Source organism: Streptomyces sp. NPDC088252, from assembly GCF_044740965.1.
Classification (GTDB): domain Bacteria; phylum Actinomycetota; class Actinomycetes; order Streptomycetales; family Streptomycetaceae; genus Streptomyces.
Genome location: NZ_JBIURS010000005.1, coordinates 176499 through 195455 on the forward strand (window position 1 = coordinate 176499; position 18957 = coordinate 195455).

16 protein-coding genes and 1 riboswitch are annotated in these 18957 nt (G+C 71.7%); of the genes, 11 read left to right on the top strand and 5 right to left on the bottom strand.

Annotation, left to right across the window (positions count from 1 at the left end; all coding sequences use genetic code 11):
• The first annotated feature begins 429 nt into the window (after window positions 1-429).
• Window positions 430-597, top strand: a riboswitch (cyclic di-AMP (ydaO/yuaA leader).
• Window positions 598-609: 12 nt separating this feature from the next.
• On the top strand, window positions 610-1410 hold the full coding sequence (locus ACIOHC_RS12785) for a M23 family metallopeptidase (RefSeq protein WP_401842699.1): 801 nt from the start codon (window positions 610-612) through the stop codon (window positions 1408-1410).
• 254 nt (window positions 1411-1664) lie between these two features.
• Window positions 1665-2378 (top strand): GntR family transcriptional regulator, encoded by a 714-nt coding sequence (locus tag ACIOHC_RS12790; protein ID WP_351075105.1) that lies wholly within the window; start codon window positions 1665-1667, stop codon window positions 2376-2378.
• 140 nt (window positions 2379-2518) lie between these two features.
• Here ACIOHC_RS12790 and ACIOHC_RS12795 read toward each other — a convergent pair whose 3' ends face one another.
• A complete protein-coding gene (locus ACIOHC_RS12795; protein ID WP_093898943.1) occupies window positions 2519-2800 on the bottom strand; it encodes an HPr family phosphocarrier protein in 282 nt (93 codons plus the stop codon).
• 173 nt (window positions 2801-2973) lie between these two features.
• On the opposite strand from ACIOHC_RS12795, the gene ACIOHC_RS12800 reads away from it, so the two are divergent.
• From ACIOHC_RS12800 to ACIOHC_RS12820, 5 genes are all read left to right on the top strand, one after another.
• Complete coding sequence (locus ACIOHC_RS12800; protein WP_401842702.1) at window positions 2974-5952, top strand: GNAT family N-acetyltransferase; 2979 nt, start codon at window positions 2974-2976, stop codon at window positions 5950-5952.
• Window positions 5953-6081: 129 nt separating this feature from the next.
• Window positions 6082-6678, top strand: a complete 597-nt coding sequence (locus ACIOHC_RS12805; protein WP_351075101.1) for a DUF5998 family protein — start codon at window positions 6082-6084, stop codon at window positions 6676-6678.
• Entirely contained in the window at window positions 6678-7865 is a 1188-nt protein-coding gene (locus ACIOHC_RS12810; RefSeq protein ID WP_365692554.1) for a nucleotide pyrophosphatase/phosphodiesterase family protein, read from the top strand. The genes ACIOHC_RS12805 and ACIOHC_RS12810 overlap by 1 nt, the downstream gene beginning before the upstream one ends.
• Window positions 7866-7944: 79 nt before the next feature.
• Window positions 7945-8595 (top strand): thymidine kinase, encoded by a 651-nt coding sequence (locus ACIOHC_RS12815; RefSeq protein ID WP_351075097.1) that lies wholly within the window; start codon window positions 7945-7947, stop codon window positions 8593-8595.
• A 43-nt stretch (window positions 8596-8638) separates the two neighbouring features.
• A complete protein-coding gene (locus ACIOHC_RS12820; RefSeq protein ID WP_351075096.1) occupies window positions 8639-9517 on the top strand; it encodes a PaaX family transcriptional regulator C-terminal domain-containing protein in 879 nt (292 codons plus the stop codon).
• Between the two features lie 20 nt (window positions 9518-9537).
• Here the strand turns inward: ACIOHC_RS12820 and ACIOHC_RS12825 are convergent, their stop codons facing one another.
• Window positions 9538-10314 carry a VOC family protein gene (locus ACIOHC_RS12825; protein WP_351075095.1) on the bottom strand — a complete coding sequence of 259 codons (777 nt, stop codon included), beginning with the start codon at window positions 10312-10314 and terminating at the stop codon, window positions 9538-9540.
• Between the two features lie 233 nt (window positions 10315-10547).
• On the opposite strand from ACIOHC_RS12825, the gene ACIOHC_RS12830 reads away from it, so the two are divergent.
• Window positions 10548-11375, top strand: coding sequence for a sulfurtransferase (locus tag ACIOHC_RS12830; protein WP_351075094.1), 828 nt, complete (start codon window positions 10548-10550; stop codon window positions 11373-11375).
• Between the two features lie 166 nt (window positions 11376-11541).
• Here the strand turns inward: ACIOHC_RS12830 and sepH are convergent, their stop codons facing one another.
• Window positions 11542-12603 carry a septation protein SepH gene (gene sepH, locus ACIOHC_RS12835; protein WP_365692551.1) on the bottom strand — a complete coding sequence of 354 codons (1062 nt, stop codon included), beginning with the start codon at window positions 12601-12603 and terminating at the stop codon, window positions 11542-11544.
• Window positions 12604-13099: 496 nt separating this feature from the next.
• Here sepH and ACIOHC_RS12840 point away from each other — a divergent pair, with 496 nt between their 5' ends.
• Window positions 13100-14131 (top strand): hypothetical protein, encoded by a 1032-nt coding sequence (locus ACIOHC_RS12840; RefSeq protein ID WP_351075092.1) that lies wholly within the window; start codon window positions 13100-13102, stop codon window positions 14129-14131.
• Between the two features lie 13 nt (window positions 14132-14144).
• On the opposite strand, the gene ACIOHC_RS12845 is transcribed toward ACIOHC_RS12840, so the two are convergent.
• The gene (locus ACIOHC_RS12845; protein WP_351075090.1) at window positions 14145-15467 is read right to left on the bottom strand and encodes a D-arabinono-1,4-lactone oxidase; all 1323 of its coding nucleotides are present in this window, start codon (window positions 15465-15467) and stop codon (window positions 14145-14147) included.
• Window positions 15424-16671 (bottom strand): MFS transporter, encoded by a 1248-nt coding sequence (locus ACIOHC_RS12850; protein ID WP_351075089.1) that lies wholly within the window; start codon window positions 16669-16671, stop codon window positions 15424-15426. The genes ACIOHC_RS12845 and ACIOHC_RS12850 overlap by 44 nt, the downstream gene beginning before the upstream one ends.
• 153 nt (window positions 16672-16824) lie before the next feature.
• Here ACIOHC_RS12850 and ACIOHC_RS12855 point away from each other — a divergent pair, with 153 nt between their 5' ends.
• Together ACIOHC_RS12855 and ACIOHC_RS12860 are read left to right on the top strand one after the other, a co-directional pair.
• Window positions 16825-17952: a ferrochelatase gene (locus ACIOHC_RS12855; RefSeq protein ID WP_351075088.1), complete on the top strand. Its 1128-nt coding sequence runs from the start codon at window positions 16825-16827 to the stop codon at window positions 17950-17952.
• Window positions 17953-17989: 37 nt separating this feature from the next.
• The gene (locus tag ACIOHC_RS12860) at window positions 17990-18808 is read left to right on the top strand and encodes an inositol monophosphatase family protein (RefSeq protein ID WP_351075086.1); all 819 of its coding nucleotides are present in this window, start codon (window positions 17990-17992) and stop codon (window positions 18806-18808) included.
• The last annotated feature ends 149 nt before the right edge of the window (window positions 18809-18957 follow it).

The window sequence follows — 18957 nt, forward strand, 5'->3', positions numbered from 1 at the left end:
GCGGGCGCCGGCTGCCCGGTCGCGTGTCACAGATCGCTGCGCGACTGTCACGTTCGATCGGACACCGGCGGAGCCCTCGGCCACGCGCGGGTCGGCCCGGCGGAGCTCCCGGCCTTGCACGGGTCGCCCCGGCGGAGCATCCGTAGGAGCAGGTCGCACCGGCTGAGTGCCGGTCGCCCCGGTAGATCCACGATTCGCCATGGGTGTGCATACCGGGACAAGCGCCCATGGGTGTGCATACCGGGACAAGAGGGAGGTCCTGTGCGTCGCGTCTCGCCAGGGTCTCCCTTTTGTCCGTTCTGGGGGGAGGTTGCCTGTCTGCCCTGTGGGATGCGCTACAAAACGGCCTGTCCGTTTGGTGAATGAAAGCGACCCCGCTTAGCGTCGGCCGGGCTGTCCGCCACTCGTATGCCGCAACCGTGACATACCGGGCAGTCATCGCCGAGTCCCCGTCAGGCGCGAGCCTGGGGAGCCGGGGACCCACGCAGTCCCTGGGGTGAATCGGATGCCTGATCCTCGGTGAGGCCGGGGCGTCCGTAGGAGACCTTCCTGCTCCGAACCCGTCAGCTAACCCGGTAGGCGAGAAGGAAGGAAAGGATCAGCCACCACATGGCTTTCACCCGTGCCGCCGGGAAGCGTCGTGCCCCGAGCCGACTGACCCGCGGGAGCGCGAAGATCGCCGGCGCCGCGGCTCTGGCGACCACCGGAGTCATCGGTGGCATGGCGTCCCCGGCCCTCGCCGCGGACACCGGGACCCCCTCCGTCAGTGAGACCGGTCTGAACCAGATCATCGCCATCGAGGGCGCACTCGCCGATCAGATCGCCGCCCAGGCCGACGCGCAGAAGCACCAGGCCGATGTCGCGGCGGAGGCGAAGGCGGAGGCCCGGCGCAAGGCCGAGGCCGAGAAGAAGGCGGCGGAGGCGAAGGCCAGGGCTGAGCGCGTGGCCGAGGCGCGTGCCGAGAAGGCGCGTGCCGCCCGGTCCGCCGAGCGCACCCGTCTGGGCTCCTTCCAGCTGCCGGTCGCCGGCTCGTACGTCACCACCGGCTACAAGTCCAGCGGCTCGCTCTGGTCCTCCGGCAGCCACTCGGGCATCGACTTCCATGCCGCGTCCGGCAGCACCGTCGTCGCCGTCGGCGCAGGAACGGTCGTCGAGGCCGGCTGGGGCGGCGCGTACGGCAACAACATCGTCCTCCGCATGACGGACGGTACGTACACGCAGTACGGCCACCTCTCCTCGATCGGCGTCTCCGTCGGCCAGAGCGTCGGCGCCGGTCAGCGGATCGGCCTCTCCGGCTCGACCGGCAACTCCACCGGGCCGCACCTGCACTTCGAGGCCCGGACCACGCCCTCGTACGGCTCCGACATGGACCCGGTCGCGTACCTGCGCGCCCACGGAGTCGACGTCTGACCGGCGCTCGTGCGCAACACCCCTTCGAAGGCCCCGGCGTCACGCCGGGGCCTTCGAAGCGCCCGACACCCGCGCCCGACACCCGCGCCCGACACCCGAACCGCCCATGGTGCTGCCCGCCGGGCCGGCCCCGCGCGACCAAAAGATATTCATGAATTTCCATCTGGCATCGGAAATGTGGCCGCATTGCAATAGAGTCGCAGAACAGGCGTCGGTCGGCCGCGTTTCGCGGGGATTAAGACGGAGGTTCGGACATGCGCATTCCGGCGCATTCGGTATGCACGGCAATCCGTGACGACATCGTCTCCGGCGTCTTCGAACGCGGCAGCCGGCTCACCGAGGAGTTGCTGGCGCGCCGTTACGGGGTGTCCCGTGTCCCGGTACGGGAAGCGCTGCGCACCCTGGAGTCCGAGGGGTTCGTGGTCACCCGTCGGCACGCGGGAGCCTGTGTCGCCGAGCCCACCGAGCAGGAGGCCGCCGACCTTCTGGAGGTCCGGGCGCTGCTGGAACCGCTGGGTGCCGCGCGCGCCGCGCAGCGCCGCACCGAGGCGCATCTCAAGGTGCTGCGCGGTCTGGTCAGGCTCGGTCAGGAGCGGGCCAGGCGGGGTGAGGGAGAGGATCTGCGTTCACTGGGCGGCTGGTTCCACGAGACGTTGGCGCAGGCTTCGGGCAGTTCCAGCCTGATCGCGACGCTCACCCAGTTGCGGCACAAGATCGCCTGGATGTACGTGGTCGACCAGCCGGTCCGCCCGGTGGATTCCTGGGCGGAGCACGGAGCCATCGTGGACGCGGTGGCGCGCGGCGACGCGGAACGGGCGAGGGTGCTGGCCACCCAGCACGCCGAGCGGGCCACGACCGTGCACCGGCTGCGCGGCGCCGACCGGCCGGGCCGTCAGTCGGCCGCCTCCCGCGCCGACCGGGTGAGGGCTTCGCAACACTCCGTAAACACTTCAGGTGTTCGGAATTAATAATCGTGCCGTATACAAAGGGTGGTAATTCCGTTCGGGTCTGTTTAGGTTGCCCGAATTTCCTTCGATCGTCCCTGCTCGGAAATGCATGGAGCCGCGGTCCCGAATAAGGGTGCCGCGGCTCTCTTGCAGGAAATGGTTCAGACGGTCTCCGGAAGCTCGTCGAGACCTTCGGCGACCAGCTTCGCCAGGCGGTCCAGGGCGGCTTCGGAGTCGTCGGCCTCGGATGCCAGCACGATCTCCTCGCCGCCGTGCGCGCCGAGACCGAGCACCGCGAGCATGGAGGCGGCGTTCACCGGGTTGCCATCGGCCTTGGAGATCGTCACGGGGACGCCGGAAGCCGTGGCGGCACGGACGAAGATGGAAGCGGGACGGGCGTGCAGGCCCTCGGCCCAACCGACGTTGACGCGGCGCTCAGCCATGGTTCTGCCCTTCAGGAATCCAATGGTTGTCTAGACCAGTCTCTCATGTGGTGCGCGATGCTCAGGCCGAACCGCGGCACGCCCAGAACCTGTGCTGTACCGCCGATCGGCCCCCTCAGACTGCCCCGGCCCCAGGCCCTACGCGACCGCTGACGGAGCCGTAGTCTTGGCCCATGCAGCCCTCGCCGGAGCAGAGTCCGCAGCACGCGTATCCCGACCACTGGGAAGCGGACGTCGTCCTCCGGGACGGGGGAACCGCGCGGATCAGGCCCATCACCACGGACGACGCCGAACGGCTGGTCAGCTTCTACGAGCAGGTCTCCGACGAGTCGAAGTACTACCGCTTCTTCGCTCCGTACCCGCGGCTGTCCGACCGTGATGTGCACCGCTTCACCCATCACGACTACGTCGACCGGGTGGGCCTCGCGGTCACGGTCGGCGGTGAGTTCATCGCGACCGTCCGCTACGACCGGATCGACGCGCGGGGCAGGCCCGCCTCCGCGCCCGCCGACGAGGCCGAGGTCGCCTTCCTCGTCCAGGACGCGCATCAGGGCCGGGGCGTGGCCTCGGCGCTCCTCGAACACATCGCGGCCGTCGCCCGCGAGCGGGGCATCCGCCGCTTCGCGGCCGAGGTGCTGCCCGCCAACAACAAGATGATCAAGGTCTTCCGGGACGCCGGCTACACCCAGCAGCGCAGCTTCGAGGACGGTTCCGTCCATCTCACCCTGGACCTCGAACCGACCGCGGAGTCGCTCGCGGTCCAGCGCGGCCGTGAGCAGCGGGCCGAGGCGCGTTCCGTGCAACGGCTGCTCGCCCCAGGATCCGTCGCCGTCATCGGCGTCGGGCGCACTCCCGGCGGGGTCGGCCGCACGGTCCTGCGCAATCTGCTCGGTGCCGGCTTCACCGGCCGCACCTACGCCGTGAACCGCGCCTTCCCCGCCGACCAGGGCACGATCGACGGCGTCCCCGCGCACCGTTCCGTCGGCGAGATCGACGAGCCGGTCGACCTCGCGGTCGTCGCCGTCCCCGCCGACCGGGTTCCGGAGGCCGTGGCCGACTGCGGCGAGCACGGCGTCCAGGGGCTGGTCGTCCTCTCCGCCGGGTACGCCGAATGGGGTGCCGAAGGCAGGGAACGACAGCGGGAACTCGTCCGTCAGGCCCGCTCGTACGGGATGCGGATCATCGGCCCGAACGCCTTCGGCGTCATCAACAACGCCGAGGCCGTCCGGCTGAACGCCTCCCTCGCCCCCGAGCCGCCCGCGCCCGGACGCATCGGCCTGTTCACCCAGTCCGGTGCGATCGGCATCGCGCTGCTCTCCGGGCTATACCGGCGCGGAGCCGGCCTCTCCACCTTCATCTCCGCCGGCAACCGCGCCGACATCTCGGGCAACGACTTCCTCCAGTACTGGTACGAGGACCCGGACACCGATGTCGCCCTGCTGTACCTCGAATCGATCGGCAATCCCCGCAAGTTCACCCGCCTCGCACGCCGCACCGCGGCCGTGAAGCCGGTGGTCGTGGTGAAGGGCGCCCGGCACAGCGGCTCCACCCCGCCCGGCCACGCGGTGCCGGTCAGCAGGATCCCCGACGCGACGGTCTCGGCGCTCATGCGGCAGGCGGGCGTGATCCGCGTCGACACGGTGACGGAGATGGTCGACGCGGGCCTCCTCCTCGCCGACCAGCCCCTCCCGGCGGGGCCGCGGGTCGCGATCCTCGGCAACTCCGAGTCGCTCGGTCTGCTCACGTACGACGCCTGCCTGGCCGAGGGGCTGCGCCCGCGCCCGCCCCGCGACCTCACCACCGCCGCCACCCCGCAGGACTTCCGGGACGCACTGACCGAGGCACTCGCCGACGAAGGCTGCGACTCTGTCGTCGTGACGGCGATCCCGTGGGTGGGAGAGGACGGCCGGGCGGAATCGGGCGACGGGGAGGTGCTGGCGAGCGCACTGCACGCGGCCGCGGCCGCCGGCCCCGCCAAGCCGGTGGCCGTCGTCCATGTGGAGATCGGCGGCCTGGCGGAGGCTCTCGCCGCGGCCACCAGTACGGTCGCGCTGCCGCGCCCCTCGGCGCGGCCCCTCGCCGCCCCCACCTCCACGCACGCCTCCACGCACGCCGGAACCACCGCCTCCGCGCAGGCGACCACCACCGGCCCCGGGCCTGCTCCTGCGGCACCCGGCCCCGAACCCGGGTCCACCGGCCCCGCGCGGCCCGCACCACCGCGTTCCGCCGCCACCGGGGTGGACGGCGAGGACAGCCCCGGATCCGGCCCCCGTAACGGCCGGATCCCCGCCTACCCCGCCGCTGAGCGTGCCGTGCGGGCCCTGGCCGAAGCGGTGAGGTACGCGCAGTGGCGACGGCAGGCCGCCGTGCCGGGCAAGGTGCCCGAGTTCCTCGACGACACCATCGACGAGCCGGGTGCCGCCGATCTGATCCATGCCCTGCTCGGCTCCGACCCCGACCCGCGGGGCCGGCCGCTCGCGCCTGACGAGGCGCGGGAACTCCTGGGCCGCTACGGCATCATCGTGCGACCGACCCTCCCGGCCCCCGACCCGGAGACCGCCGTCGCCGCGGCGGCCCGGCTCGGCTACCCCGTGGCCCTCAAGACCACCGCCCCTCATCTGCGCCATCGGGCCGATCTCGGCGGTGTCCGGCTGGACCTCGCCAACGAGAACGCACTTCGCCGGGCGTACGGCGAACTGACCGACCTGCTCGGCAAACCTGCGGAACTCCAGCCCGTCGTCCAGGCCATGGCGCCGCGCGGCGTCGACACCGTCGTCCGGGCCGCGATCGACCCGGCGGCCGGAGCCGTCCTCTCCTTCGGACTCGCGGGCGCGCCCTCCGAGCTCCTCGGCGACACCGCCCACCGCCTCGTTCCGGCCACCGACCGCGACGCCGCCGAGCTGATCCGGTCCATCCGGGCCGCCCCGGTGCTGTTCGGCTGGCGTGGTGCGGCGCCCGTGGACACCGCGGCGCTCGAAGAACTGCTGCTGCGGGTGTCCAGGCTGGTCGACGACCACCCCGAGGTGGTCTCCATCGCCCTGGAACCGGTCGTGGTCGCCACCCAGGGGCTGACCGTTCTCGGTGCGAGCGTCCGGCTCTCGCCGCCCCCGGCCCGCACCGACCTCGGCCCCCGCCGGCTCCCCAACTACTGACCCGGGCGGCAGGCTTCGTCATCCCTCGCCGGACGGGCGTGAACGCGCGCCTCCCTCACCGCCCGGGCCCAGATCGGCCCTGCCGCACAACGTCCCCGGCAGTCGTCCGTCCCCCGTAGGATGGTCCTCATGGCTAAGACCGGTACGACGACCCAGGGGCTGCGCGCGGCGATCGAGCGCAGTGGCTACTACCCGGCCCTCGTGGCCGAGGCGGTGGAGGCCGCCGTGGGCGGTGAGCCGGTCGCTTCGTACCTCGTGCACCAGGAGACCACCTTCGATTCCAACGAGGTGCGGCGCCATGTCACGGTCCTGGTCCTGACGGGCAACCGATTCATCGTCAGCCACACCGACGAGCAGAACGCGGACACCAGCTCCCCCACGCCGTACGCCACCACCTCCACGGAGTCGGTCAAGCTGGACCGGATCTCGTCGGTCGTGGTGAGCCGTGTCGTGGCCAACCCCGAGAAGTACGTTCCGGGCACGCTGCCCCGCGAGGTCGTCCTCACCATCGGCTGGGGCGCCGTCTCCCGCATCGACCTGGAGCCGGCCGCCTGCGGCGACCCCAACTGCGAGGCCGACCACGGTTACACCGGCAGCTCCACCGCCGACGATCTGAGTCTGCGGGTCAGCGAGGCCGGTGACGGTCCGGACACCGTGCGCCAGACCCTCGCCTTCGCGCAGTCGCTGTCCGAGGCCACGGCCGCGACCGCGGCGACCGGCCGCTGATGGCCCAGCCGGCCTGGCAGGACCCTGTTCTGCTCCCCGTCGACACCGCCCCGGTCCCGGAGTACGGCAGCGGCTCGCTCTGCGATCTGCTGCCCACGCTCGTCGCCGGACAGGGCGTACCGGGCTTCACCGCGGCGATCCCCGAACTCGCCCCGGCCGACCGGAACTGCGTGTTCCTGATCGACGGCCTCGGCTGGGAGCAGATCAAGGCCCACCCGGACGAGGCACCGTTTCTGTACTCCCTGCTCCCCACCTCGCGCGGCGGCACCGGCCGTCCGGTGACGGCGGGCTTCCCGGCCACCACCGCGACGTCGCTGGCCTCGGTCGGCACCGGACTTCCGCCCGGCGAGCACGGCCTGCCCGGCTACACCGCGCGCAATCCGGAGACCGGCGAGCTGATGAACCAGCTCCGCTGGAAGCCCTGGACCTCGCCGAAGGCCTGGCAGCCGTACCCCACCGTCTTCTCGCTCGCCGAGGCCGCGGGGGTGCGCACCGCCCAGGTATCCGCACCCGCCTTCGAGCAGACCCCGCTGACCAAGGTCGCACTCAGCGGGGGCTCGTTCCTCGGCCGGTTGTCCGGCGAGGAGCGGATGGACGTCGCCGCCGAACGGCTCGCCGCGGGGGACCGCTCGCTCGTCTACACCTACTACAGCGAGGTCGACGGCAAGGGCCACCGCTTCGGCGTGGACTCCGACGCCTGGCGGGGGCAGCTGATGTACGTGGACGGCCTGGCCCGGCGGCTGGCCGAACAGCTCCCGCCCCGCTCGGCGCTGTACATCACCGCGGACCACGGCATGATCGACATCCCCTTCGACGAGCGGTCCCGGATCGACTTCGACGAGGACTGGGAGCTGCGTGCGGGCGTCGCCCTGCTCGGTGGCGAGGGCCGGGCACGGCATGTGTACGCGGTCCCGGGGGCCGAGAGCGACGTACTGACCGTCTGGCGGGAAGTGCTCGGGGAACAGTTCTGGGTGGCGAGCCGGGACGAGGCGATCGCGGCCGGCTGGTTCGGTCCGAAGATCGACGAACGTGTCCACGGGAGGATCGGCGATGTCGTCGCGGCGGCCCACGACGACGTGGTGATCACCGCCTCGGTCAATGAGCCGCACGAGTCCGCGATGGTCGGCATGCACGGCTCGATGACCCCCGTCGAGCAGCTCGTGCCGCTGCTCGAAGTACGCTCGTAACCGCGTTTTTCCCATCGCAGGTCCGGCATCACCGTTTCGCGGCCCTGCCTCGCCCCGCCCGAAAGGTCCTCAGCCCCTCATGCCCGAGCTTGTGTTCTTCTCCGGAACGATGGACTGCGGAAAGAGCACGCTGGCGCTGCAGATCGGCCACAACCGTTCGGCGCGTGGCCTGCAAGGTGTGATCTTCACCCGTGACGACCGGGCGGGGGAGGGGAAGCTCTCCTCACGCCTGGGTCTCGTCACCGAGGCCGTCGAGGCCGATGAGGGCATGGACCTGTACGCGCACCTCGTCGACCGGATAAGCCGGGGAGGCCGGGCGGACTACGTGATCGTGGACGAGGCACAGTTCCTGGCCCCCGTCCAGATCGACCAGCTCGCCCGTGTCGTCGACGACCTCGACATGGATGTCTTCGCGTTCGGTATCACCACGGACTTCCGGACCAAGCTGTTCCCCGGATCCCAGCGGTTGATCGAACTGGCCGACCGGGTCGAGACGCTCCAGGTCGAAGCGCTCTGCTGGTGCGGCGCCCGGGCCACGCACAATGCCCGGACGGTCGGCGGCGAGATGGTCGTCGAAGGCGCCCAGGTGGTGGTGGGAGACGTCAACCAGCAGGCGGGCGAGGTCGGTTACGAGGTGTTGTGCCGCCGTCACCACCAGCGCAGGACGACCAGCGCGAGCGCCCGCGCGGGCGCGCTCTCCCCGGATGTGCTGCCCGTCTCCTCTGCCTGAACCATCCCCTCCGGTGTCGGGTGCGGATGCTTAGGATGACGCTGTGAACACGGTGAGCGCAAAAGAGGCCGAGTCGGAACCGGGCCCGCCGGGCAAGGTGCAGCCGAGGCAGCTGATCGTGACGGTCTACGGGCTGTACGCGCGCGACACCGACGGCTGGATGTCCGTGGCCTCGCTGATCCAGCTGCTCGCCGACCTCGGTGTCGAGGGCCCCACCGTGCGCTCCTCGGTCTCCCGGCTGAAGCGCGCCGGACTGCTCGACGCGGAATCGGTCTCCGGAGCCGCCGGATACCGGATCTCACCCGAGACCGAACGCATTCTGCGCGACGGCGATCCGCGCATCTTCGCGGCCCGTAGGGCCACGGTGGACGAGGGCTGGGTGCTGGTGGTCTTCTCCGTGCCCGAGTCCGAACGGGCCAAGCGGCACACCCTGCGCACCCAGCTGACCCGGCTCGGCTTCGGGTCCGTGTCGGCCGGGGTGTGGATCGCACCGGGACATGTGCACGACGAGGCGGAGGACATGCTGGCCCGGCACGGGCTGCGTTCGTACGCCGACCTTTTCCGGGCCGACTACCTCTCCGTGGCCGGGGGCGAGGACGGCGCAGCGGACCTGGCCGCGAAGGTCCGCTCCTGGTGGGACACCGTCCGCCTGCAGCGGCTGTACGTCGAATTCCTCGCGGCGCACCGTCCGGTGGCCGAGCAGATCGCGAGCGGCGGACCGGTGACGGACCGCGAGGCGTTCACGACGTACATCAGGGTCCTCACCGACTGGCGTCGGCTCGTCTACCTCGACCCGGGCGTGGCGCGTGAACTGCTGCCGGCGGAGTGGAGCGGAACCGAAGCATCCGAACTCTTCGACGAGATACATGCCCGACTGGCCGGCCCCGCCCACCGACATGTCGAACGGGTCCGGGCCGGCTGACCGCCCCGCGGCCCGACGGCTCAGCGAGCCGCCGACCGCACGATCGTGAACGCGGCGCCCTCCGGGTCCGCCACGGTCGCCACCCGGCCGCTCGATCCCTCCCGGGGCGGCTGCAGGATGTATCCGCCGAGGTCCACCACGCGACGGGCGGCCTCGTCGGTGTCGTCGACCTCGAAGTACGTCATCCAGTGCGGCCCCCGGTCGCGCGGCAGGGCGTGTCCGACGCCGTGCAGCGAGGCCACCGGGCGGCCGTGCAGATGCAGGGTCTGGTAGTCGAAATCGGCCGAGACCACGGCCTCCGGCTCGTAGCCGAAGACCGTCTGGTAGAACTTGCAGACCGTCGACGTCTCGCGGGTCACCAGCTCGTTCCAGACCGGGGTGCCGTGGGCGCCCCCGAGTGCCGTACCCATGTGCGCGGCGGCCTGCCAGATGCCGAAGACCGCGCCGCTGGGATCGGAGGCGATGGCGAGCCGGCCCGCCTCGCCCGCGTCGAGCGGTCCGACGGCCACCGTGCCGCCGCAGGAGCGGATCACCTCCGCCGTGACATCGGCGTTGTCGGTGGCCAGATAGGTCGTCCAGGCGACCGGCAGATGGCGTTCGGGCGGCAGTTGTCCGATGCCGGCGACCACTTTCCCGTCGATCAGCGCGCGGACGTACGGACCCAGCTGATCCGGTCCGGGCACGAACTCCCAGCCGAACAGGGCGGCATAGAAGTCCTGGGTCGCGCTCAGTCCGTGCACGATCAGACTCACCCAGCAAGGTGTTCCAGGCGTGCGCCGGGCGGCAGCCTCGGTCATCGTCACTCTCTCCTCGGACCATCGTGGTGGCCGTACGGGGGGAACGGGGCCGGTGTGCCGCCGTGCGGTACAGGATGTGTACGCCCCGTGCAGATGCTTGCACCACCCGGCGCACGATGTGCCCCGGCCGCGCCGCACTTTCCGGGATCTCGACTGAGGGAGACCGGTTTTGTGTGGTACGTCCGCTTCGACGGTATGACGAGTGGGGCGGCTCCTGCGCGAGGATGGCACCCATGAAGCCCATCATCACGGCATCCGAATACGCGAGCGAGTCGGCGGGGCCACGTCCGCCGGTGCTCCTGGACGTACGTTGGCAGCTGGGCGGCCCGCACGGCCGACCCGATTACGAGGCCGGACACATTCCCGGCGCGGTCTTTGTCGATCTGGACGCGGAACTCGCCGGTCCGGCGGGCGCCGCCGGCCGTCATCCGCTGCCCGATCCGGAGGAGTTCGGCGCGGTGATGCGCCGGGCCGGTGTCTCCCGGGACACTCCGGTGGTCGTGTACGACGGCGGCCAGGGCTGGGCGGCGGCGCGCGCCTGGTGGCTGCTGCGCTGGACGGGGCACGAGGACGTGCGGGTCCTGGACGGCGGTCTCGCCGCCTGGAAGGGAGATCTCCAGAAGGAGGCCCCCATCCCGGCCGAGGGCGACTTCCGGCCGGTCCCCGGTGCGCTGCCGCTGCTGGACGCGGACGGGGCGGCGGCGCTGGCTCGTACCGGACTGCTGCTCGACGCGCGGGCCGCCGAGCGCTACCGGGGCGATGTGGAGCCGATCGACCGGGTGGGCGGGCACATCCCGGGTGCTGTCTCGGCCCCGACCTCCGAGAACGTGCGGGACGACGGCCGTTTCCTGCCCGGCCGGTTGTTGGCGGCCCGTTTCGAGGGGCTCGGTGCCGACCGGGCGCCGGAGGTCGGTGTCTACTGCGGCTCCGGCGTGTCCGGTGCCCATGAGGTGCTGGCCCTGGCCGTCGCCGGGATCCCTGCGGCGCTGTACGCGGGTTCCTGGTCCGAGTGGTCCGCGGACGAGTCCCGCCCGGTGGCCACGGGTCCCGACCCTCAGTAACGAAGCCCGCGCCGCGGGGATCGGCCGGCACCGCCGCAGGGCGCCCCGGCCACGCGCGGTCGGGGCGCATCCGTCGCGAGGGGTGCGTAAAGCACGAGGGGCGCGTAAGACACGAGGGCCCGTACGCAGTGGCGTACGGGCCCTCGTCATGCTGCGGTCACCCCGTTCAGTCCTGCTTCTTGCGGCGCGTACCGAAGACGATCTCGTCCCAGCTCGGCACGGCGGCACGGCGGCCCGGCCGGACGCCGTCCGCCTCGGCCTGGCGATCCGTCGTCCCGGTCAGGCGGTCGCGGTGACCCGCCACCGCCCGCGGCATCAGCACATCCGCATAGGCGGTACCGGCGCCGGCGGAGGCCGCCGCGGCGGGCGGCTCATCGGCCTCCGGTTCCTGCGCGGCGGGTTCGATGGCCGGAGGCTCGGGCGGCGCGGGCCGCTCGGGCACCACCATGTCGCCACGGAAGCTCGGTACCGCCTCCAGCAGGCTGGTCAGCGAATCGCGCTCGCCGGCCGAGATGCCGCCGATGTGTTCCTCGGGCTCGGGGACCGGGACCGTCGGGCGCTCCATCTGGCGGTCCAGGGCGCGGTCGAGCGGCCTGTCGCGAGGCAGCCTGGCGATCCGCGGCACGAACGGGAAGCTCGGCTCGGGCGTGGCGACGTCGTCGGTCTCGCCGATCAGCGAACGCGCCTCGTCGTCCACGGCCTGGACCAGTCGGCGCGGCGCGTCGTACGTCCAGCTCGCCGAGTGCGGCTCGCCCGCGACCCGGTAGACCAGCAGGACCTCCCAGGTGCCGTCGTCACGGCGCCAGGAATCCCACTGGACGGTCTCCTTGTCGGCGCCGCGCAGCAGCAGCCGCTCCTTCACCGCCTCGCCGAGCTGGGGGCCGGTGTTCTCGCCGGGACGGCGCACAGGAGTCTTCCGGGCCCGCTCGGCCATGAAGGCGCGCTCCGCGAGCACGGGGCCCTCGAAGCGGCGGACACGGTCGACCGGGATGCCGGCGAATTGAGCGACCTCCTCCGCGGAGGCACCGGCTCGTATCCGGGCCTGGATGTCGCGCGGGCGGAGATGACTCTCCACCTCGATCTCGATCTGGCCGAGCCGCGCGCGGTCGTTGCGCACGGCGGCTCGCAGCCGCTCGTCGATCGGAAGCGTGTACTCCGTGCTGTCCGCAGCCTTGAGCACCAGTCGTGTGCCGTCGTTGGAGACGGCCACGACACGCAGTTCGGGCATGGGGACCTCCCGGGTGGTGCCTGCCGACGTCACGTGCGTCGCTGCTTCCGCTAGTCGAGTGTGGCCTGCCCGGGTGCAGCCTGCCACAACATTGCCGTGTTGCCCGGCGTGTCGGGCGTGAGCCCTTGATCGCCGGTATGACACGGTGACCTATTGTGCAACACAAAGTGACCGCTGGTCACCTCATGTAGCCAGTCCCCGTGCGATGCCGTGGCGCCGCCGGATCGAGTGCCTCCTTCGGCCCCCTCCCGAAGATCCCGGACGCCCATGCGGGAGTCCGGCCCCAGGGCTCGCCACAGTACTCCATTCGGGCCATGTGGGTGGACCGCCGCGCCGCCGAAGTTCTCGTGAGGTGCGGGAGTTGAGCCACCCGGCCCGGCGCGGGCGACCTTCATGCGTGTCCTGCTTCACAGAATCTCCTGAAGCGGAACTATTCACTTCGTTCAAATGTCCCTTCCTGTTGCATGGCGGGAGAGATGTCAATCAAGGGCTGGAAATGGTGCAGAAGCCGGAAAGTGACATAGAACCCAAAGAAAGGCGTATAGACCTGAGCCTGCCGCAGGTGGCGGGCAGCGCGGTGGCAGCGGTCGCGGCGGCCGTGGCCGCCTCCCAGCTGGGGGTGTACGGAACGATCCTCGGCGCGGGCGTCATGAGCGTCGTCGCCACCTGTGGCGGTTCGGTCTTCCAGCACTTCTTCCGCCGCACGGGGGAGCAGATCCGCGAGGTCACGGTGCAGGTGAAGCACCCGGGCCGGGAGGTGACCGTGCGTACGCGGGAGACCGTCGACGCGCGCGGGGCACAGGGGGAGCGGCGGCCACCGGCCGGGACCCCCGGCGGTGCCGCGGACGCCACCACGGTGATGCCCGCCATGGACGCCACGAACGTGCTGCGTGAGGCCGACGCCACGACCGTGCTGCGCAGCGTGCCGGTGGATCCGGACCGCACGCGGCTGCTGCGGCAGTTCGACGGGACGCGGTCGGTCACGGCGGGCCCTGCGGACCAGGACGAGGAGTTCTCCGAAGCCACCACCCACGGCACCCGGCTCCGCGGCTGGAAGCGGTCGGCGCTCGGGGCGGCCGTCGTCTTCGCCGTGACGATGGCCGGGATCACCACGTTCGAGCTGGTCTCCGGCAATGGCCTGAGCGGCGGCCAGGGAACCACCGTGGGCTCCGTCGTACGCGGTGGGGAACGGGGCTCGGGGTCGAAGGACCCGGCACCGCCGACCAGCGAGGAACCCGGCCGGGGGCAGACCCCCGGCCAGGAGAGCGGTACGACGCCTGGCACGAGCCCACAGGACGGGCGGAGCGGGAACCCCGACGCCGGTCAGGGCGACCGTTCCTCGGCCGATCCGACGCCCAGCCCCACGCCGTCCGACAACACCGGAAGCGTGACCGGTCCGTCCCCGGCGGCCACGCCCTCCCCGGCGGCGCCCGGCAACGGCGGCAGCACCGGCCCGGACACCACGGGTGCGGGCGACGCCCCCGTGCAGGGCGACGGGGCCACCTCGGGCACGGGCACCGGGCAGTGAACGGCCTCGGTGCTCAGTCGCCCAGCACCCGGCGCAGATAGTCGTTGCCGAAGAGCCGGTCCGGGTCCAGTCGGTCGCGTACGGCGGTGAACTCGCCGAACCGCGGGTACACCCCGGCGAGGTACTCGGCATCGCGGGTGTTGACCTTCCCCCAGTGCGGTCGGCCGGCGTGGGCCGTCATGATCCGCTCGACCGCCGTGAAGTACGCCTGGTAGGGCGTGCCCTTGTAGAGGTGGACGGCGATGTACGCGCTCTCCCGGCCCGAGGCCGTGGAGAGCGCGATGTCGTCTGCGGGGGCGGTACGGACCTCCACCGGGAAGCTGATCCGCAGGGGCGAACGCTCGACCATGGCCTTGACCTCGCGCAGCGCCTCCACGGCGGCCTCGCGCGGCAGCGCGTACTCCATCTCCACGAAGCGCACGCGGCGCGGGCTGGTGAAGACCTTGTACGGGATGTCGGTGTATGTGCGGGCCGACAGGGCGCGGCTGGAGATCTTGGCGATCGAGGGAATGGTGGCGGGGACCGCCCGGCCGAGCGAACAGGCCACCTGGAAGACCCCGTTGGAGAGGAGCTCGTCCTCGATCCAGCCGCTGACCTTGCCGGGCGGGGCGGCGGGGCCCGCGCTGCGGTTGTTGCGCTTGGTGTTGCAGTTGCCGGTGTGCGGGAACCAGTAGAACTCGAAGTGCTCGTTCTCGGCGACCAGCTCGTCGAAATCCGCCGTGACCCGGTCGAAGCCCATCGGTTCCTCGCGGGCCGTCAGCAGGAAGACGGGTTCCACGGCGAAGGTGATCGCCGTGACGACGCCCAGGGCACCCAGCCCGATCCGGGCGACGGCGAAGACGTCGGCGTTCTCCTCGTCCGAACAGGTCAGCACCGTGCCGTCGGCCGTGACGAGTTCGAGGGCGCGGATCTGCGCGGATATGGACGCCGAGTCACGACCGGTGCCGTGGGTTCCGGTGGAGGTGGCCCCGGCGACCGTCTGCTCCATGATGTCGCCCATGTTGGTGAGCGACAGGCCCTCCCTGGCCAGAGCGGTGTTCAGCCGCTTCAGCGGAGTGCCGGCCTCGACGGTCACCGTCATCGCCTCGCGGTCGATCTTCCGGATGCCGGTGAGCAGATCCGGGCGGATCAGCACGCCGTCCGTGGCCGCAGCCGCGGTGAAGGAGTGCCCGGTGCCGACCGGCTTCACCTTCAGCCCGTCCTCGGACGCCCGCCGCAGTGCCTCGGCGAGTTCCGGCACGGAGGCGGGGGACACGGCTCGTACCGGACGGGCGCTGACGTTCCCAGCCCAGTTACGCCACGCGCTCGTCGTCGTCCGTGCGTCGGTGTCGGTCATCTGCCCCGCGCCCTTCCGTAGGAACCGGCCCGCTGAGCCGGCGATACCCCAGGAACGCCACCGCGGCCGCGAGCGCTCCCGCCACGGCGGGCACCGCGTACCCCGCCTCGGCCCCGGACGCGTCGACCACCCAGCCGGCGGCCGAGGAGCCGAGCGCAACGCCGACGGCGAGCCCGGTGCTGGTCCAGGTCATGCCCTCGGTCAGTTTGGTGCGCGGTACGTGCTGTTCGACGAGGGCCATGGTGGTCACCATCGTCGGTGCGATGGCGAGGCCCGCGACAAAGAGCGCCACGGCCAGGAACGGGAGGCTCCCGGCCAGTTGGAGGGGGATCATACTCACGGCCATCGCACACACACCCACCAGCCACCGGGTGGCAGCCCGTCCCTTGAGGTGAAGCAGGCCGAAAACGGCTCCGGCCAGGCAGGACCCCAGCGCGTACACGGCCAGCACAAGGCTCGCCGCGGCCTTGTGGCCCCGCTCCTCGGCGAAGGCCACCGTCACCACGTCGACGGCCCCGAAGATCGCCCCCGTCGCCACGAACGTCACCACCAGCACCCTCAGCCCCGTGGAGCGCAGGGCGGAGCCGTCGGTGTGCTGCTCGCGCGGATGCGGCACCGGCTCGGTGGCACGCTGCGCCGTCAGCCAGAAGACGCCGACCAGCAGGAAGCCGGCCGCGAGCAGCGGTCCCGCCTCCGGGAACCAGGCGGTGGACAGACCGATGGAGATGATCGGCCCGAAGATGAAACACACCTCGTCGACGATCGACTCCCACGAGTACGCGGTGTGCAACTGCTGCGGCGATCCGCGGTAGATGTCCGCCCAGCGGGCCCGGATCATCGAGCCCACGCTGGGAACGGAGCCGGCGCCCGCCGCGAAGACGAAGAGCGTCCAGTCAGGCAGCCGCTGCTGCGCGCAGATCAGCAGGCCGGCCACCGCCGCCAGCGCGACCAGGGTCACGGGGCGCAGCACGCGGCGCTGCCCGTGCCGGTCGACCAGCCGGGAGATCTGCGGCCCGATCACCGCGGCCGACATCGCCAGCGTCGCGGAGAGCGCGCCCGCGAGCCCGTAACGGCCGGTGAGCTGGGAAACCATGGTCACCACGCCTATGCCCATCATGGACAGCGGCATCCGACCTAGGAATCCGGCCGCCGAGAACCCCTTGGTGCCGGGGGCGGCGAAAATCGCGCGGTAGGGACTGGGCAAGGAGGGCTCCGGAACAGCGTGATCACACGCGCCAGTAATGCGTGAATATGGCCGGTACAGCTTACGGTCGGGTCGGGCGTCCCGACACGGGGGTGGGCCGGGAGGCCGATGTCGGTGGGAGCCCCGTCCGAGGCGGGTGGCAGGATCGGTGCCATGTCCGATCTGCGCGATCCCGCTCCCTACGACGCACTCCTGCTCCTCTCCTTCGGTGGTCCCGAAGGCCCGGACGACGTGGTCCCGTTCCTGGCGAATGTGACCCGTGGCCGCGGCATCCCCGAGGAGCGGCTGAAGGAGGTCGGCAAGCACTACTTCCTGTTCGGCGGCGTCAGCCCGATCAACGCCCAGAACAGAGCCCTGCTGGACGCCCTGCGCACGGACTTCGCGGAGCACGGGCTCGATCTGCCGGTGTACTGGGGAAACCGCAACTGGGCGCCGTACCTCACCGACGCCCTGCGCGAGATGGCCACCGACGGGCACCGCCGCATCGCCGTCCTCGCCACCAGCGCCTACGCCTCCTACTCGGGCTGCCGGCAGTACCGCGAGAACCTGGCCGAATCCCTGGCCGCCCTGGAGGCCGAGGGCCTGCCGGTGCCCCGGGTCGACAAGCTCCGGCACTACTTCAACCATCCCGGGTTCGTACAGCCCATGGTGGACGGTGTCCTCGCCTCGCTGGCCGACCTCCCCGTGGACGTACGGGGCGGGGCGCACCTCGCCTTCACCACGCACTCCATCCCTGTCTCCGCCGCCGACACCTCCGGCCCGGTGGAGGCGCACGGCGACGGCGGCGCCTATGTCGCCGAGCACCTCGACGTCGCCCGGCTGATCGTCGACGCGGTGCGCGAGGAGACCGGCGTGGAGTACCCCTGGCAACTCGTCTACCAGTCCCGCAGCGGCGCTCCGCACATCCCGTGGCTGGAGCCCGACATCTGCGACCACCTGGAGACACTGCACGGCGAGGGCGTACCCGCCGTGGTGATGGCCCCCATCGGTTTCGTCTCGGACCACATGGAAGTGCTCTACGACCTCGACACGGAGGCCACCGCGAAGGCCGCCGAGCTCGGCCTACCGGTGCGCAGGTCCGCGACCGTGGGCGCCGACCACCGGTTCGCCGCCGCGGTGCGGGAGCTGGTGCTGGAGCGCGCAGCCGCCGAACAGGGGCGCGGCGCGCGGCCGTGCGCGCTGGGCGAGCTAGGCCCGAGCCATGACCTCTGCCCGGTCGGCTGCTGCCCGGCGCGGGCTCCCAGGCCCGCCGCCGCGGGCGCCGACAGCCCGTACGCGTGACAAGCCCCTGCCGCACGTCTGAGCCCCCTGGAGCGCCGTGACCGACCCGAACCCCACCGAACTGCTCGACCTCGCCCTGGAGGCCGCCCACCGCGCCGGTGCGCTGCTGCGCGACGGCCGTCCGGCCGACCTGGGAGTGGCAGCGACCAAGTCCAGCCCCATCGACGTCGTCACCGAGATGGACATCGCTGCCGAGAAGCTGATCACCGGTTTCCTCGCCGAGCGCCGCCCCCAGGACGGTTTCCTCGGTGAGGAAGGGGCCAGCGCGGCGGGCAGCAGCGGTATCCGCTGGGTCATCGATCCGCTCGACGGCACGGTGAACTACCTGTACGGACTGCCCACATGGGCCGTCTCCATCGCCGCCGAACGGGACGGCGAACGGATCGTGGGAGTGGTGGAGGCCCCGATGCGCCGCGAGACGTACCAGGCGGTGCTCGGCGGCGGGGCGTACGCGAAGGGCGGTGCGTACGGTGCCGGCACCGCGCTGCGCTGCCGGCCCGCGCCGCCGCTCGACCAGGCGCTCGTCTCGACCGGCTTCAACTACGTCGGTCACGTCCGGACGCACCAGGCGGACGTGGCCCAGAAGCTGATTCCGCGGCTGCGTGACATCCGGCGCAGCGGTTCCGCCGCCGTGGACCTCTGCGATGTCGCCTCCGGCCGTCTCGACGGCTACTACGAGCGCGGGCTCCACCCGTGGGACCTCGCTGCCGGGGACCTCATCGCCAGGGAGGCGGGGGCGTGCACCGGCGGCCGTCCTGGGCTGCCTGCCGACGGCGACCTGACGGTGGCCGCGACACCGGGTGTCTTCGAGCCGCTGCAGAGCCTCCTGGAGGAGTTCGGAGCCTGGCACGACTAGAACCCGGTCGGCCGGAGCTTTCCGGCGCGCGGGAAGGGCCCCTGACGTCGGACAACCCCGGCAGGGGGCCGGGCCGCGCGGCGCCGGTGGGGGGGGGGCCCCATTCCAAGCCCGGGTGGGGGGCGGGGGGGGGGAGGGCGGGCACCGGC